We start from the raw sequence: 13,337 nt of genomic DNA on the forward strand, positions 1-13,337 counted from the left end.
AGTCCCGTGCGAATGATCGGGGGGCGTTATCGAAGCGGGCGGGTCGTCGCGGGTCTTACAGGTCGTCGACGAGCGCCGTGGACTTTGCGTAGGCGGTCGACTTCGCCTCGAAGAAATCGGTCTTCACCATGTTAGCGTTGCTGTACTGCGAGACCCAGGCCATATCGGCGGGCTCGCGCTGGTTGTCGTCGAAGAGGTAGCCGTACCCCAGCGAGCTCCAGCGCAGGTTGCCCAAGTAGCGGATGTAGTCCGTCACCATCTGCTTGGTGAGGCCGCGGATGTGGTCGCCGATGACGTAGTGGCCCCACGCGATCTCCTGGCGCACGCCCTCCTCGAGCATGGCGCGCAGCTCGGCGACCGCCTCGTCGGTGAAGAGCCGGGGCTCCTCCTTCTGCAGCTCCAGGATGATGCTGCGGAAGAGCCAGAGGTGCGTGTTCTCGTCGCGGTTGATATAGCGGATCTCCTGCGCGCTACCGGGCATTTTGCCCATGCGCGCGAGGTTGTAGAAGAACATGAAGCCCGAGTAGAAGTACACGCCCTCCAGGATGTAGTTGGCCATGAGGACCTTGAGCAGCGTGGCGCCGTCCTTCTTCTGCTGGAACTCGTTGTAGCGCTCGCCGATGAAGGTGTTGCGCGCGAGCAGGCGCTCGTCGGTCTTCCATTGATAGAGGATGGAGTTGCGCTGTTCGGGGCTGCAGATGGTATCGAGCATGTAGCTGTAGCTCTGGCTGTGCACGCACTCCTGGAACGCTTGGATGTGCAGGCAGAGGTTCACCTCGTTGGCGGTGACGTACTCGCTGATGTTGGGCAGATTGGCCGTCTGCAGCGAGTCGAGGAACACCAGGAACGACAGGATCTTGTCGTATGCCGCGCGCTCGTCGGGCGACAGGTTGGGGTAGTCCTTCACGTCCTGCATGAGGTTGATTTCCTCAGGGATCCAGAAGTTGTTCATGGCCTGGCGGTACCAGCTGGAGACCCAGGGGTACTTGAGGTTGTTGAAGTCGTTGAGGTTGGTGGTGTCGCCGCCGATCATGCGGCGCGCGGCGACGTCGGTGGGTCCGTCGGGGTTGAAGAGCGGCTTGGGCGCGAGCCCGGCTGCGGGGTCGATGGACATGGGTCCTCCTTCTGCGTGCGGTGCTGTCTGATGGCGCGGGGGCTAGCTGGAGCAGCTCTCGCACTCCTCGACCTCGAGGGACTTGCTGCGTACATAGTAGATGGTCTTCACGCCGCGCCGCCATGCCTCCAGGTAGAGGTCGAGCACCTGGCGCATGGTGTAGTCGTTGGTGATGTAGAGGTTCATCGACTGGGCCTGGTCGATGTGGCGCTGGCGCACGCCGGCGGCGCGGACGCTCCAGGTCTGGTCGATGTGGTGCGCGGGCTTGTAGTACCAGTAGGTGGCGGGGGAGAGCTCGGGGGCCACGCGCGGCAGCATACTGCCCTTCTTCTCCTCGAGGAAGAACTTGCGCATGACGGGATCGATGCCGGCGGTGGTGCCCGACAGGATCGAGGTCGAGCTGGTGGGGGCGACCGCCAGCAGGTAGCCGTTGCGCATGCCCTGCTCGCGGACGCGCGCCGCCAGGGCGTCCCATGCCTCGCCCGTGTAGCCGCGCTTCTCGAAGTACGCGCCGTTATCCCAGTCGCTGCCCTCGAAGAGCTGGTAGGCGCCGCGCTCGGCGGCCAGGTCGCACGAGGCCTCGATCGCGAAGCGGTTGATATCCTCGAAGACGCGGTCGACGAACTCCAGATGCGCGTCGCTCTCCCAGGCGATGCCGTTGACGGCGAGCATATGGTGGTAGCCCGAGACGCCCAGGCCGATGGCGCGATAGCGCTTGGTGGTGATCTCGGCGTACGGAAGCATGTAGTAGTTGAGGTCGATTACGTTGTCCAGCGCGCGCACCACGGTGCGGACGGTCTCGCGCAGCTTGGGCGCATCCGCCACGGGCAGGCGGCCGAGCGACAGGCTCGCCAGGTTGCACACGACGAAGTCGCCGGGGCGCGTGGTCTTGACCACCACGGTGTCGCCGTCCTCGGTGCGCACCTCGCACGAGACCTCCTCGATGGGGCTCATGTTCTGCGCGATCTCGGTGCAGAGGTTCGAGCAGTAGATGATGCCCGCCTGGGGGTTGGGGTTCGCGCGGTTCACGGCGTCGCGGTTGAAGGTGAAGGGCGTGCCGGTCTCGACGGCGCTCTTCAGGATGAGGCGGACGATGTCCTTGATCGAGAGCGTGCGCTTGGGTATGCGCGGGTCGGCCACGCAATCGAGGTAGCGGCGCTCCCACTCCTCTCCGTAGTAGTCCTCGAGCGCGTAGCCCTTCACGGTGAGGATGTCGTGCGGGCACATGAGGTGCCAGGACTGGTCGAGGTCCTCGTCGGCCATGCGCCAGAAGAGGTCGGGATAGCAGATGGCGGGGAAGACGTCGTGCGCCTTCATGCGGTCGTCGCCGTTGTTGGTGCGCAGCTGCAGGAACTCGGGCAGGTCGCGGTGCCAGGCGTCGAGGTAGACGGCGACGGCCCCCTGGCGCATGCCGAGCTGGTCCACGGCGACGGCGGTGTCGTTGATGACGCGGATCCAGCGGATCACGCCGCCGGCGACGCCGGAGAACCCGCGGATCGAGCCGCCGGTCGCGCGGACCTTGCCGAGGTACATGCCCATGCCGCCGCCGTACTTGGAGACCTGGGCGAAGTTGTCGACGCTGCGGTAGATGCCGGCGAGGCTGTCGGGCACGGTGTCGATGAAGCAGCTGGAGAGCTGGTGGTAGGGCTTGCGGGCGTTGGAGAGCGTGGGCGTGGCCATGGTGACCTCGAGGCGCGACAGCATGTCGTAGAAGCGGCGCACCCATCCCAGGCGGTCGACCGGCTCGCGCATGGCCAGGTGCAGCGCGATGCCCAGGTACATCTCCTGCGGGCTCTCGAGCACCTCGTGGTCGTGCGAGCGAACGGTGTAGCGCTTGAGCACGAGGTCAAGGCCGGCGTAGGTGAACAGCTCGTCACGGGAGTCGTCGATGAACCCTGCCGCCTCGTCGATCTCGGCGCGCGCGTAGCTCTCGAGGATATACGGGCCGTAGAGGCCCTCGTCGGTGAGGAAGCGGATCTTGTCGTACAGCGACGCCAGGCCCCGGCGCGCCTCGGCGCGGCTGAGCGCGCGGTGCGCGGAGAATGCGAGCAGCCGTCCGGCGATGAGCTCCCAGCGCGGCGCCTCCTGGCAGGTGAGCTCGACGGCGGCCTTGGTGAGGGCGTCGAGCCGGTCCTCGATGGACATGCCCGGCTTCGCGAACGACTGGAAGCGATGGTCGAGCTGGTCGAGGCTGTAGGCGGGTTCGGGGAAGTCGCGGGCGATGCGCTCCAGGACGGGCTCGAGTCCGGAGTCGCCGGCCGCGCGGGCGATCCCCGCCCGGAGCCCGCGCTGCTCGGCGCGCTCGTGGCGGTAGAGGATGTAGGCTTTTGCGACGTCGTAGTAGCCCTGTTCCATCAGCGTGCGCTCGACGAGGTCCTGGATCTCCTCCACGCTGCGCGCCCCGGTGCGCCCCATGGCGTCCTCGACGGAGGAGAGCAGCTCGTCGAGCTGCTCGTCGGCAGCCTGCTGGTCGATGTCGGCGAAGGCGCGCTGCATGGCTACGCGGATCTTGCTGCCGTCGTAGCTCTCGACGCGGCCGTCGCGCTTCGTGATCTGCGCGGCACGCGGTCCGGTTGCGGTGGATGCGGTTTGCTGCATGCGCGTGGTTCCTTTCAAGCGTATTGGTTCGATTCGTTTCATGTGGCTAACTATGCTACCAAAACTATCTCATTTATAGGACGCGAAACGGCGGGCGATGGTCCCTTCTTATTAACAACGGGAGTCATCGAGAAGTTTGTACCCATCGCGCAGGGGGAGTTTGATAGAGTACATCCCTAATACGCCGGCGCAATCTCGACGTGAATGGAGCGGCCATGGAAAAGCAGGCTTTAAGCCCACGGCAATCGGTTCTTGTGGGCGTCACGCTGTTCTCGATGTTCTTCGGTGCGGGAAACCTTATCCTGCCTCCGCTCGTCGGCTTCCAGGCGGGCTCCGAAGGCGTTCCCGCCATGGTTGGATTCCTGCTGGCGGGTATCGGATTGCCCGTGCTCGGCATCATAGCAGTGGCGCTTGCGGGAACCATTCGCGATTTAGCCTCGCGCGTGCACCCCGTATTCGCAAGCGTGTTCGTGGCCGCCGTCTACCTGGCGATCGGCCCCTGCCTGGCGATCCCGCGCACCTCTTCGACGTCGTTCGAGATGCTACAGCCCCTGCTTCCCGTCGGGGTTCCGCTCGAGGCGGGCCGCCTGGCGTTTTCCATCGCATTTTTCGTGGCGGCGTACCTGCTGGCCATGCACCCTGGGCGCCTGACGCATCTTTTGGGCCGCGTGACCGGTCCCGCGCTCATCGCGCTCATCATCGCCGTCACGGGCGCCGCGCTGCTCAGCCCCGCCCCCGAGGGCGTGGCCGCAGCCCAGGGCGCGTACGCGCAGGGTGCGGGCATGCAGGGATTCCTGGTGGGCTACCAGACCATGGACCTGCTGGCCAGCCTCACGTTCGGCATCGTGATCGCCACTAATATCCGCGAGCTCGGCGTAACGAGCGACGCCGGCCTCACGCGCGAGGTGTCGCGCGCGGGCCTGTTCGCCGGCATCCTCATGGCGCTCATCTATTGCGGCCTCGCCGCGGTGGGCGCCAACCTGAGCGTCGCGCAGCCGGAGCTTACCAACGGCGCCGCCATCTTGAGCGCTTCCGCGTCCCTGCATTTCGGCACCGTGGGCTTGGTGCTTGTCGCCGCGATCTTCCTGCTTGCCTGCTTGAACGTCTGCATCGGCCTCATCAGCTGCTGCGGAACGTATTTCGCCGGCGTGTTCCCCCGTGTTCCGTACAAGATGTGGGCGCTTGGCTTCGCGGTGTTCTCCTGCGTGGTTTCCAATTTCGGCCTCGATGCCATCCTGGCGTTCTCGGTGCCGTTGCTCAATTCCATGTACCCCATTGCCATCGTGCTGGTGCTCATGGGGTTGCTGCATACGGCGTGCGACCGGCTTCCGCAGCTTTGGCCCTGGGTGGTGGGCCTTACCGCTTTGGTGAGCGTGGCGACGAGCGTGCGCGATGCGTTCTTCACGGGCGCTTGGCTGCCGTTCGACGCGATCCCGCTGGCGTCGCTTGGCATGGGATGGGTTCTGCCCGCGCTGCTGGGCGTGGTTCTCGGTGTAATTCATGCGCGGATCGAAGCTGCGCGCGAGAAGGCGTAGCCGGACGCACCGTTCGGCATCGCCGGTGGCAGTAAAAGCAATAAATGAGTCTTTCGAAGACGCGGGCCCCCGAATGTATATTCGGGGGCCCGCGTTTTGCTCTACACATGTGAAATAAAAGGTATGCTTCGGCGGCTAAAGCTCGAAATGCGAGGGCGTTTCGCCGTCCGGGTGGCAGGGCGGGGTTCTCCAGGTGCCCGCAGGACCCCTTCGCAACGCTGCCATGGACTCAAAATTTGCATTTTCTGCCATTGCATCCGGCGTTCAGGGCCTTGTGGTCGACAATGAAAACGGATGTCCATTATCTATATGCAGAAGATGGGAATTATTATTCAGTTTCGCCGTTGGAAACCAAAACCATTGCCAATAGTCCGAAATCGGACATATGGAGCTGTCGTGTACTCTGCTGGTCGAGCCTTGGTCGCATTTTTCTCGTTGGATACGCTGGAAGGGCAAACCATCGTAGGGGGATTATCGTCATGGGACAGGCTAGGGATATGCGCCGCCTCCGTGCGGCGCGCTTTTTGAAGAAGCTGGCCATCGTGCTGCTGGGCGCTGCCATCTTTACATTCGGCGTCCACAACATTCACGAGGTCACGGGTATCACCGAGGGCGGCGTTATCGGTTTCATGCTGTTTCTCAACAAGTGGTTCGCCGTTCCCTCGTCCATCGCGTCGCCGGTTTTGGACATCATCTGCTATGCCGTGGCGTTCAAGCTTCTCGGCGGCGGGTTTCTGGGTTGGTCCGCCATCGCCACCACGGCGGTTGCCGGGTTTTATCGCGTGTGGGAGAGCTTTCCGCCCATGCTGCCCGATTTTAGCGGCGACCCGCTGATCGCGGCTATTCTGGGCGGTCTGTTCGTAGGGGTGGGCGTCGGTCTGGTCGTGCGCCAGGGCGGGTCGGCCGGCGGAGACGATGCCTTGGCCCTGTCCATCTCGAAGGTGACCGGCTGGCGCGTGGGGCGCTGCTATCTGTTTACCGACCTGTCCGTTCTCGCGTTGTCGCTCAGCTATATCCCGGTCGAGCGCATCGCCTGGTCGCTGATCACGGTGACGATCTCGTCGGCCGTTATCGACGTTGTGGGAGAGATCTCGTGGAACCACGTGCACGAGCTGGGCGAGGCCCTGCGGGAACGCCGCCTGCCCCGCTTTGGCTCGGTGGAGGCGCTCCAGCCATGCGAGGAACGATCGGAATAGGGTAGGGGATACGGCTGCGTCGGAGTAGAATCTGATGCAGCCGTTTTTGTGTGAAGGAGAGCGCATCATGCAGGACATGGAAAAGATCGCCAGTTTCACCGTCGACCACCTGGTGCTCGAGCCGGGCGTGTACGTATCGCGCGTGGACCGCGATCCCGCAAGCGGGGCCGTGGTGACCACGTTCGACCTGCGTCTGACGGCGCCCAATCGCCAGCCGGTCATGAACACCGCCGAGCTCCATACGATCGAGCACCTGGGCGCCACCTATCTGCGCAACCATGCCGAGTGGTCGAGCCGGGTGGTCTATTTCGGTCCCATGGGGTGCCGTACGGGCTTTTACCTGGTGGTATTCGGCGAGGTCGCTTCTCGCGATATCCTGCCGCTGGTCACGGGCCTGTTCGAGTTCGTGCGCGATTTCGAGGGCGAGATTCCGGGCGCCCGCCCCGAGGAATGCGGCAACTATCTTGACCAGAACCTGCCCATGGCGCGCTGGCTCGCCCGTCGCTATCTGGATGAAACGCTGCTCGTGGCCGACGACGCGCACCTGGCGTACTGATCTTGTGCTAGCGCGGTAGCTCCGCTTCGCTTCGACTGAGCGCGGGCAGCTTGGTACGAGGGAGCGCGTGCAGCAGAAACGCCTCGCTGCGCGCCCAGTTGCCGGCGAAGATGCGCGCGAAGAGCGAGTCGAGCACGTATTGCACGGCTATATGGCTGGCAAACTGCGTGATGCGCTGCTGGAGGTCCTCGCGGTCGCTGACATGCAGGTAATGGGCGAGGCCGGGGTTGAGCCGCGCGGCGCGGGGCGTCCCCACGAGCACGGCGGGGACGTGGCGCTCGGCGAGGACGGGTAAGAGCGTGGCGAGATTGGGGGCCATGCCGGAGTACGAGATGAGCAGCGCCGCGCTTCGATCGTCGGAGGCGAGCGCTCCCCAGATCTGGCGCTCCACGTCGGCGTGGCAGGCGGCGGGCATGCCGCATGAAAGCAGGCGGTTGCAGAACATCTGGGCGGGATAGAGGTTGTGCGACTGCGTGTAGATGTCGATACGGTCGGCTTGGATGAAGAGGGCCGCCGCGCGGTCGAGCTCATCGGGGTCGAGCAGCGCCCGGGTATCGCGAAGGGTTTCCTCGTATACGGAATTCATGCGGTCGAGGATGGCGGCCGCGTCGTCGTGTGCCGCGAAGGGGAAGTTGATGTCGACCGGTGCCTCGCGAGAGTCGCGCCCCGTCCGCGCGCGGGCGAACTCGACTTTGAGCTCCTTGTAGCCCGAGAGCCCGATTTTCTTGCAGAACCGATGCACGCTGGGGATGGAGGCGTGGGCCGCTTCGGCGAACGCTTGGATGCTGTAGGCTTCGAGGCGGTCGGCCAGGGAGAGCGCCGTGGCGGCGAGTTGCTGCTCGACCGGCGTGAGGCCGCGTGCATGCTCGATGCGGTGCAGAATATCCATAGGGGCCGCCTTTCATCCTACGGTGGTATCAGAATGTATCAAAAATATCATGCCCATCATCATGAGCTTGGAAAATAAGTATCGGATTCGATGATCTCTATTGCGGACACAGGGTCGCGCTGGCACGATGTGCGATGAAGGGCGGCCGAAAGGTGCGGCCGCGTCCGAGCAGCCAAGGAGGACTGCCATGCGGTTTCCGAAGAACTTTTTCTGGGGCGGTGCCACGGCGGCGAACCAGCTTGAAGGGGCCTGGAACGTCGATGGCCGGGGGCCGTCGGTCGACGATCATTTCACCGGCGGCGGCTACGGAAAGCCGCGCGAGATCACGATCGACATCAAGCCCGACGTGCTGTATCCCAACCACGATGGCGTGGATTTCTACCATCGTTACGAGGAGGATATCGCGTTGTTCGCGGAGATGGGCTTCACGATGTTCCGGATGTCCATCGCATGGAGCCGCATCTTTCCCCAGGGGGACGACGCCGCGCCCAACGAGGCCGGTCTGGCGTTCTACGACCGCGTGTTCGAGTGCTGTCGTGCTCACGGCATCGAGCCGCTGGTGACGCTGTCGCATTACGAGATGCCCTACCACCTGGTCGAGCTCTATAACGGCTGGGAGAGCCGCGAGCTCATCGGCCTGTTCGAGCGCTATTGCGCCACGGTGTTCGAGCGCTATCAGGATAAGGTGCGCTATTGGCTCACCTTCAACGAGATCAACTGCGGCACCTCGCGCATGGGGGCGCTGTTCGAGACCTCGATGATCCGAGGCTACGAGGGCCCGGGTTCGAAGGTCGTGGTCACGCCGCAGCAGTGCTATCAGGCGCTGCACCACCAGTTCGTGGCGTCCGCCCGCGTGGTGCGCCTGGCGCACGAGCGCTATCCGCAGTTCAAGATGGGCAACATGGACTGCTTCATCCTTTCCTACGCGGCCACGTGCGATCCCGTCGACGTGCTGGCGACGCAGCAGGAGATGAACCGCATGAACTGGTATTGCTCCGACGTGCAGGTGCGCGGACGCTATCCGTTCTACGCGAAGCGCTATTGGGCCGAGCACGGCATCGAGCTCGATGTGCGCCCGGGCGATCTTGAGGATATCGCTGCGGGCACGGTCGATTTCTATACGCTGTCGTACTACATGTCGGCAACCGTGGGCACGCATGGGGACCACGAGCAGACGGCGGGCAACATGTCGTTCGGCGGCAAGAACCCCTATCTGGAGAGCACCGACTGGGGATGGCAGATCGATCCGACGGGCCTGCGCATCGCGCTCAACGAGATCTACGCGCGCTACGAGATTCCGCTTATGGTGGTGGAGAACGGTCTGGGCGCCTTCGACGAGGTCGAGGAGGACGGGGCGATACACGATCCGTACCGCATCGCCTACCTCGAGAGCCACGTGCGCGCCATGGGCGAGGCCGTGGCCGACGGCGTCGACCTTATCGGATACACCTGGTGGGGGCCGATCGACCTGGTGTCGGCGGGCACCGGCGAGATGCGCAAGCGCTACGGGTTCATCCATGTCGACAAATACGATGACGGCACCGGTACGTACGAGCGACGCCGGAAGGATTCGTTCTATGCGTATCAGCGCATCATCGCGACGAACGGGGCCTGCCTGGATGGGTAGGGCGGATCCAACCGCCCGCCCGCCGGCGATGTCCGCGGAGGCGTTCCGTTGCGCGCGGCGCAGATCGCGACCGACGGGCACGGGGCGGCGTGCGTCCGTTCGTCGTGTGCTAACATACCGCTCGCCGTGAAATACCTACCGTTTACGGTGTGATATACCGAGCGATTGCGGGCCCTGTTCTACCATCCATGGCTGCAGCAAGGTTGTTACTCCTCGGGAGGCATCACTTGCGCACCAAGATGCGGGGGCCTGGTGGCTCCGGTTCGTGCGCAGCGATGTTCCGAGGAGTTTTTTCATGCTCATCCTGAAGAAAATCAACAACAACGTGGCCCTGGCGTCCGATGGCGCCGGCGAGGAGATTGTTGTCTTCGGCAAGGGCGTCGGGTTTCCCCGCATGCCGTATGAGCTCGAGGACGAGTCGGTGGTCGAGCGCGTGTTCGCGCACGTGGACGAGGAGTATCGGGCGGTTCTGCAGTCGGTGTCCGACGACGTCTTGCTGGCGGCGTCCGATATCGCCGCCATGGCCGCCGAATCCCTCGATTGCGCGCTTTCGGGCAACCTTGCATTCACCCTGGCAGACCACTTGCAGTACGCCATCGAGCGAACCGCCGACGGTATCGTGTTCGAGAATCCCCTGGCGAACGAGGTCCGCTTCGTGTACCCCCGCGAGGTCGAGCTCGGCGCCCGCGGCATCGAGATCGTGCGCGGGCGCACGGGGGCGGAGCTCCCTGGCTGCGAGGCCGTCTCGATCGCGCTGCATCTGGTGAACGCCGAGCTCGACGGCATGGGGTCCGTGCAGGATATGGACGTCGTCATGAAGAGCACCGCGGCGATCGAGCGCGCCACGCAGATCATCGAGCGCCGTTTCGGCATCGAGCTCGATCGCACATCCTATGCATACGTGCGCTTCGTCGCGCACATGCGCTTCCTCATGCGCCGCCTCATGCAGGGCGGCGGCAAGCAGACGCAGAACTCCAGCCTGTTCCGGCGCGCCTCCCGGGAATTTCCCGAGGCATACGCATGCGCGCGCGATATCGACGAGCACCTGTGCTCCGCCTACGGCTGGAATTGCTCCGATGAGGAGCTCCTCTACCTCATGATGCACGTCAACCGCCTGCGCTAGCGCGGCGGGCTCGCAACATTTGTTTGGTCTCATATCGCCGGCGCCGGGCCCGTGCCGTGCGGTCGAGCATAGTTCGTAACGTATTTTCCTTGATGAGAAAGGAACGTATCCATGGCAGGAACGTACGATGACCTCGCACGCGTCATCCTTGAAAACGTGGGCGGCAGCGCCAACGTGGACAGCATCGGCCACTGCATCACCCGTCTTCGCTTCAAGCTCAAAGATGAGGCGAAGGCGAACGACGAGGTGCTCGAGGCGACCGACGGCGTGGTGAAGATCATGCACGCCGGCGGCCAGTACCAGGTCGTCATCGGGCCGCACGTGAACGAGGTCTACGATGCCGTGGTCGCGGCGGGCGATTTGAACGCCGGCGGCTCGGTGGACGAGGACGCGCCCGCCAAGAAGCAGACCTTTATGAACGTCGCCATCGACCTCATCTCGGGCATCCTCCAGCCCGTCCTGCCCGTGCTCGCCGCGGGCGGCATGACCAAGGGTTTGCTGAGCCTCGCCGCTTTCCTGGGTTGGATCAGCAAGGACTCCGGAACCTACACCGTGATCTGCTCCTTTGCCGACGGTATCTTCTACTTCCTGCCGATCTTCTTGGGCCTTACCGCCGCTCGCAAGTTCAAGATCAACGAGTTCGTGGGCGCGGCCATCGGCGCCGCGCTGTGCTTCCCGGCCATGGTGAACATCGGCGCCACCGCCGAAGCGCTGGGCTCCGTGCTCGCGGGCACGCCGTTCGAGATGAGCTACTACGCAACGTTCCTGGGGCTGCCCGTGATCATGCCGCAGTCCGGCTACACCTCGAGCGTCATCCCCGTCGTCCTGGCCGTGTGGTTCGCCTCGGTTCTCTATAAGAAGCTCGAGTCCGCTACGCCGTCCGCCATCCGATTCTTCGTGGTGCCCATGGCGACGCTGCTCGTGACCGTGCCCATGACCTACCTCGCGATCGGTCCCGTGGCCTCGATCGTCACCAACGGCTTGTCGCTGCTGCTCCAGAGCATCTACGAGATCCCCATGGTCGGCGGCCTGCTGTGCGGCGCGTTCCTGGGTGGCGTCTACCAGGTCATGGTCATCTTCGGCCTGCACTGGGCATGTGTTCCCATCGTCCTTACCAACCTTTCCGTCCTGGGCTTCGACGCCGTGCTGTCCGGTCGCGAGGTGTGCACCTTCGCCCAGACCGCCGCGACGTTCGCGATCTTCCTGAAGACCCGCGATTCCAAGCTCAAGCAGATCGCGCTGCCCGCTGCCATCACCGGCTTCTTCGGTACGACCGAGCCCTGCATCTACGGCGTGACCCTGCCCAAGAAGAAGCCGTTCATCATCAGCTGCATCGCTTCGGCTATCGGCGGCGGCTTCGTGGGCCTGATGGGCGTCAAGAAGTTCACCTCCGGGTTCTCCGGCATCCTGGGCCTGCCGATCTTCGTCGATCCCTCGGGTGCCGAGGGCGTCACCAACGTGATCTGGCTCGTGGTGGGCATCCTTATCGCCATGGCCATCTCGTTCGTGGGCACCTGGCTGACCTACCGCGATGAGGATAAGCAGGCGGCTGCTGCTCGATAGGAGGCCTGCCGTTCGGTTGCGGTTCGCGGGAGAGCCCGCCGTGCAGGAAAAACGGTTCATATGATTGGGGAATGTGCCATGGGTTTGTTCGATGTGTTCAAGAAGAAGGACGCGCCGTCGAAGCGCGAGGAATCTCGGGTCGCCATCGAGGCGCCCGCGACGATCGAGGTCCAGGCGGGGGCGGGCATCGTGTGCGCTCCGGTGACCGGAACGCTCATCGCGATGTCCGAGGTGCCCGACCCGGTGTTTTCCAGCGAGGTGCTGGGTCGCGGCTGCGCCGTCTGGCCCGCGTCCGATGTGGTACGCGCGCCCGTTTCCGGCGAGGTCACGGTCACCATGGGCCACGCGGCCGGCATCAAGTCGGACGACGGCATCGAGGTGCTCGTGCACGTGGGCATCGATACGGTGAATCTCGAAGGCAAGGGGTTCACGGGGTATGTGGCCGCTGGGGACCGCGTGGTGGCGGGCCAGCCGCTGCTGGCGATGGACCGCGCGGCGATCGCCGCGGCGGGGTATAAGGACTGCGTCATCGTTGCCGTATCGAACTCCGCCGCCTTCTCGTCGGTCGAGCTCGCGGCCGATGCGAACGCCGAGATTCAGGCTGGCGCCGCCGCGCTGCGGGTCACGCGCTAGCATATCCTTCGAAAGGACGCCCATGCAGACGTTTGTCTATGAAATCACCGATCCCGCGGGCTTGCATGCCCGGCCTGCCACGAGCATCGCCGCCGAGGCGAGCAGATGGCCGTGCGAGATCATCGTAGCCCTCGACCGCACGCGGGATCGCGTCTCGGCGTGCGACCTCATGGGGCTTATGGGGCTCGATGCGCGCCAGGGCGACCGCCTGCAGGTGAGCGCGGACGGCTCGCGCGCCTCCGAGGCGCTGGCATCGCTGCTGCCGGTGTTCGATTTCTAGCCGTCTTGCCCGGGGCCGTCGCGCCCGGGTGGTCAGCGGGTCCCATCAACCGCCCCTTTCGTTTCCGTACGGAAATGGATGGGGCGGTTTTTTGCGCCCGCTGGGGGCGCGCGACCCAGCGGGCCATGCGCCGCGACGCGCGCGATGCCCGTGCTTGCTCCATCGCAATAAAGCGGCCGCCATATGTCTATAATGGTGAACATTCGTACGCAAGCGGAAGGAG

11 protein-coding genes are annotated in these 13,337 nt (G+C 64.3%); 8 read left to right on the plus strand and 3 right to left on the minus strand.

Features of this window, described 5'->3' with window-relative positions:
- Window positions 1-55: 55 nt before the first annotated feature.
- Window positions 56-1,114, minus strand: a complete 1,059-nt coding sequence (locus tag E4J93_RS05495) for a ribonucleotide-diphosphate reductase subunit beta (protein ID WP_147588463.1) — start codon at window positions 1,112-1,114, stop codon at window positions 56-58.
- 42 nt (window positions 1,115-1,156) lie between these two features.
- Entirely contained in the window at window positions 1,157-3,712 is a 2,556-nt protein-coding gene (locus tag E4J93_RS05500; RefSeq protein ID WP_147588464.1) for a ribonucleoside-diphosphate reductase subunit alpha, read from the minus strand.
- A 215-nt stretch (window positions 3,713-3,927) separates the two neighbouring features.
- Between E4J93_RS05500 and brnQ the strand changes: the two genes are divergently transcribed.
- From brnQ to E4J93_RS05515, 3 genes are all read left to right on the plus strand, one after another.
- Window positions 3,928-5,247, plus strand: coding sequence for a branched-chain amino acid transport system II carrier protein (gene brnQ, locus E4J93_RS05505; RefSeq protein WP_147588465.1), 1,320 nt, complete (start codon window positions 3,928-3,930; stop codon window positions 5,245-5,247).
- Between the two features lie 479 nt (window positions 5,248-5,726).
- Complete coding sequence (locus E4J93_RS05510) at window positions 5,727-6,443, plus strand: YitT family protein (RefSeq protein WP_255431933.1); 717 nt, start codon at window positions 5,727-5,729, stop codon at window positions 6,441-6,443.
- 76 nt (window positions 6,444-6,519) lie between these two features.
- Window positions 6,520-6,999 (plus strand): S-ribosylhomocysteine lyase, encoded by a 480-nt coding sequence (locus tag E4J93_RS05515; RefSeq protein ID WP_147588520.1) that lies wholly within the window; start codon window positions 6,520-6,522, stop codon window positions 6,997-6,999.
- A gap of 7 nt (window positions 7,000-7,006) precedes the next feature.
- Here the strand turns inward: E4J93_RS05515 and E4J93_RS05520 are convergent, their stop codons facing one another.
- Complete coding sequence (locus E4J93_RS05520) at window positions 7,007-7,888, minus strand: MurR/RpiR family transcriptional regulator (RefSeq protein WP_147588466.1); 882 nt, start codon at window positions 7,886-7,888, stop codon at window positions 7,007-7,009.
- Between the two features lie 187 nt (window positions 7,889-8,075).
- Here E4J93_RS05520 and E4J93_RS05525 point away from each other — a divergent pair, with 187 nt between their 5' ends.
- From E4J93_RS05525 to E4J93_RS05545, 5 genes are all read left to right on the plus strand, one after another.
- Complete coding sequence (locus tag E4J93_RS05525) at window positions 8,076-9,515, plus strand: glycoside hydrolase family 1 protein (protein WP_147588467.1); 1,440 nt, start codon at window positions 8,076-8,078, stop codon at window positions 9,513-9,515.
- Window positions 9,516-9,810: 295 nt separating this feature from the next.
- Window positions 9,811-10,638, plus strand: coding sequence for a PRD domain-containing protein (locus tag E4J93_RS05530; protein WP_147588468.1), 828 nt, complete (start codon window positions 9,811-9,813; stop codon window positions 10,636-10,638).
- Window positions 10,639-10,749: 111 nt separating this feature from the next.
- Window positions 10,750-12,201: a PTS transporter subunit EIIC gene (locus tag E4J93_RS05535; RefSeq protein WP_147588469.1), complete on the plus strand. Its 1,452-nt coding sequence runs from the start codon at window positions 10,750-10,752 to the stop codon at window positions 12,199-12,201.
- A gap of 78 nt (window positions 12,202-12,279) precedes the next feature.
- Window positions 12,280-12,834 carry a PTS glucose transporter subunit IIA gene (locus E4J93_RS05540; RefSeq protein WP_147588470.1) on the plus strand — a complete coding sequence of 185 codons (555 nt, stop codon included), beginning with the start codon at window positions 12,280-12,282 and terminating at the stop codon, window positions 12,832-12,834.
- Between the two features lie 22 nt (window positions 12,835-12,856).
- Window positions 12,857-13,114 (plus strand): HPr family phosphocarrier protein, encoded by a 258-nt coding sequence (locus tag E4J93_RS05545; RefSeq protein WP_147588471.1) that lies wholly within the window; start codon window positions 12,857-12,859, stop codon window positions 13,112-13,114.
- The last annotated feature ends 223 nt before the right edge of the window (window positions 13,115-13,337 follow it).

Origin of the sequence: Collinsella sp. BA40, assembly GCF_008014645.1 — a bacterium.
Classification (GTDB): Bacteria; Actinomycetota; Coriobacteriia; order Coriobacteriales; family Coriobacteriaceae; genus Collinsella.

Coding starts and splice junctions, on each gene's coding strand:
- E4J93_RS05540 (WP_147588470.1), top strand. CDS start 12,280: ATGGGTTTGTTCGATGTGTTCAAGAAGAAGGACGCGCCGTCGAAGCGC.
- E4J93_RS05520 (WP_147588466.1), bottom strand. CDS start 7,888: ATGGATATTCTGCACCGCATCGAGCATGCACGCGGCCTCACGCCGGTC.
- E4J93_RS05530 (WP_147588468.1), top strand. CDS start 9,811: ATGCTCATCCTGAAGAAAATCAACAACAACGTGGCCCTGGCGTCCGAT.
- E4J93_RS05545 (WP_147588471.1), top strand. CDS start 12,857: ATGCAGACGTTTGTCTATGAAATCACCGATCCCGCGGGCTTGCATGCC.
- E4J93_RS05510 (WP_255431933.1), top strand. CDS start 5,727: ATGGGACAGGCTAGGGATATGCGCCGCCTCCGTGCGGCGCGCTTTTTG.
- E4J93_RS05535 (WP_147588469.1), top strand. CDS start 10,750: ATGGCAGGAACGTACGATGACCTCGCACGCGTCATCCTTGAAAACGTG.
- brnQ (WP_147588465.1), top strand. CDS start 3,928: ATGGAAAAGCAGGCTTTAAGCCCACGGCAATCGGTTCTTGTGGGCGTC.
- E4J93_RS05525 (WP_147588467.1), top strand. CDS start 8,076: ATGCGGTTTCCGAAGAACTTTTTCTGGGGCGGTGCCACGGCGGCGAAC.
- E4J93_RS05515 (WP_147588520.1), top strand. CDS start 6,520: ATGGAAAAGATCGCCAGTTTCACCGTCGACCACCTGGTGCTCGAGCCG.
- E4J93_RS05495 (WP_147588463.1), bottom strand. CDS start 1,114: ATGTCCATCGACCCCGCAGCCGGGCTCGCGCCCAAGCCGCTCTTCAAC.
- E4J93_RS05500 (WP_147588464.1), bottom strand. CDS start 3,712: ATGCAGCAAACCGCATCCACCGCAACCGGACCGCGTGCCGCGCAGATC.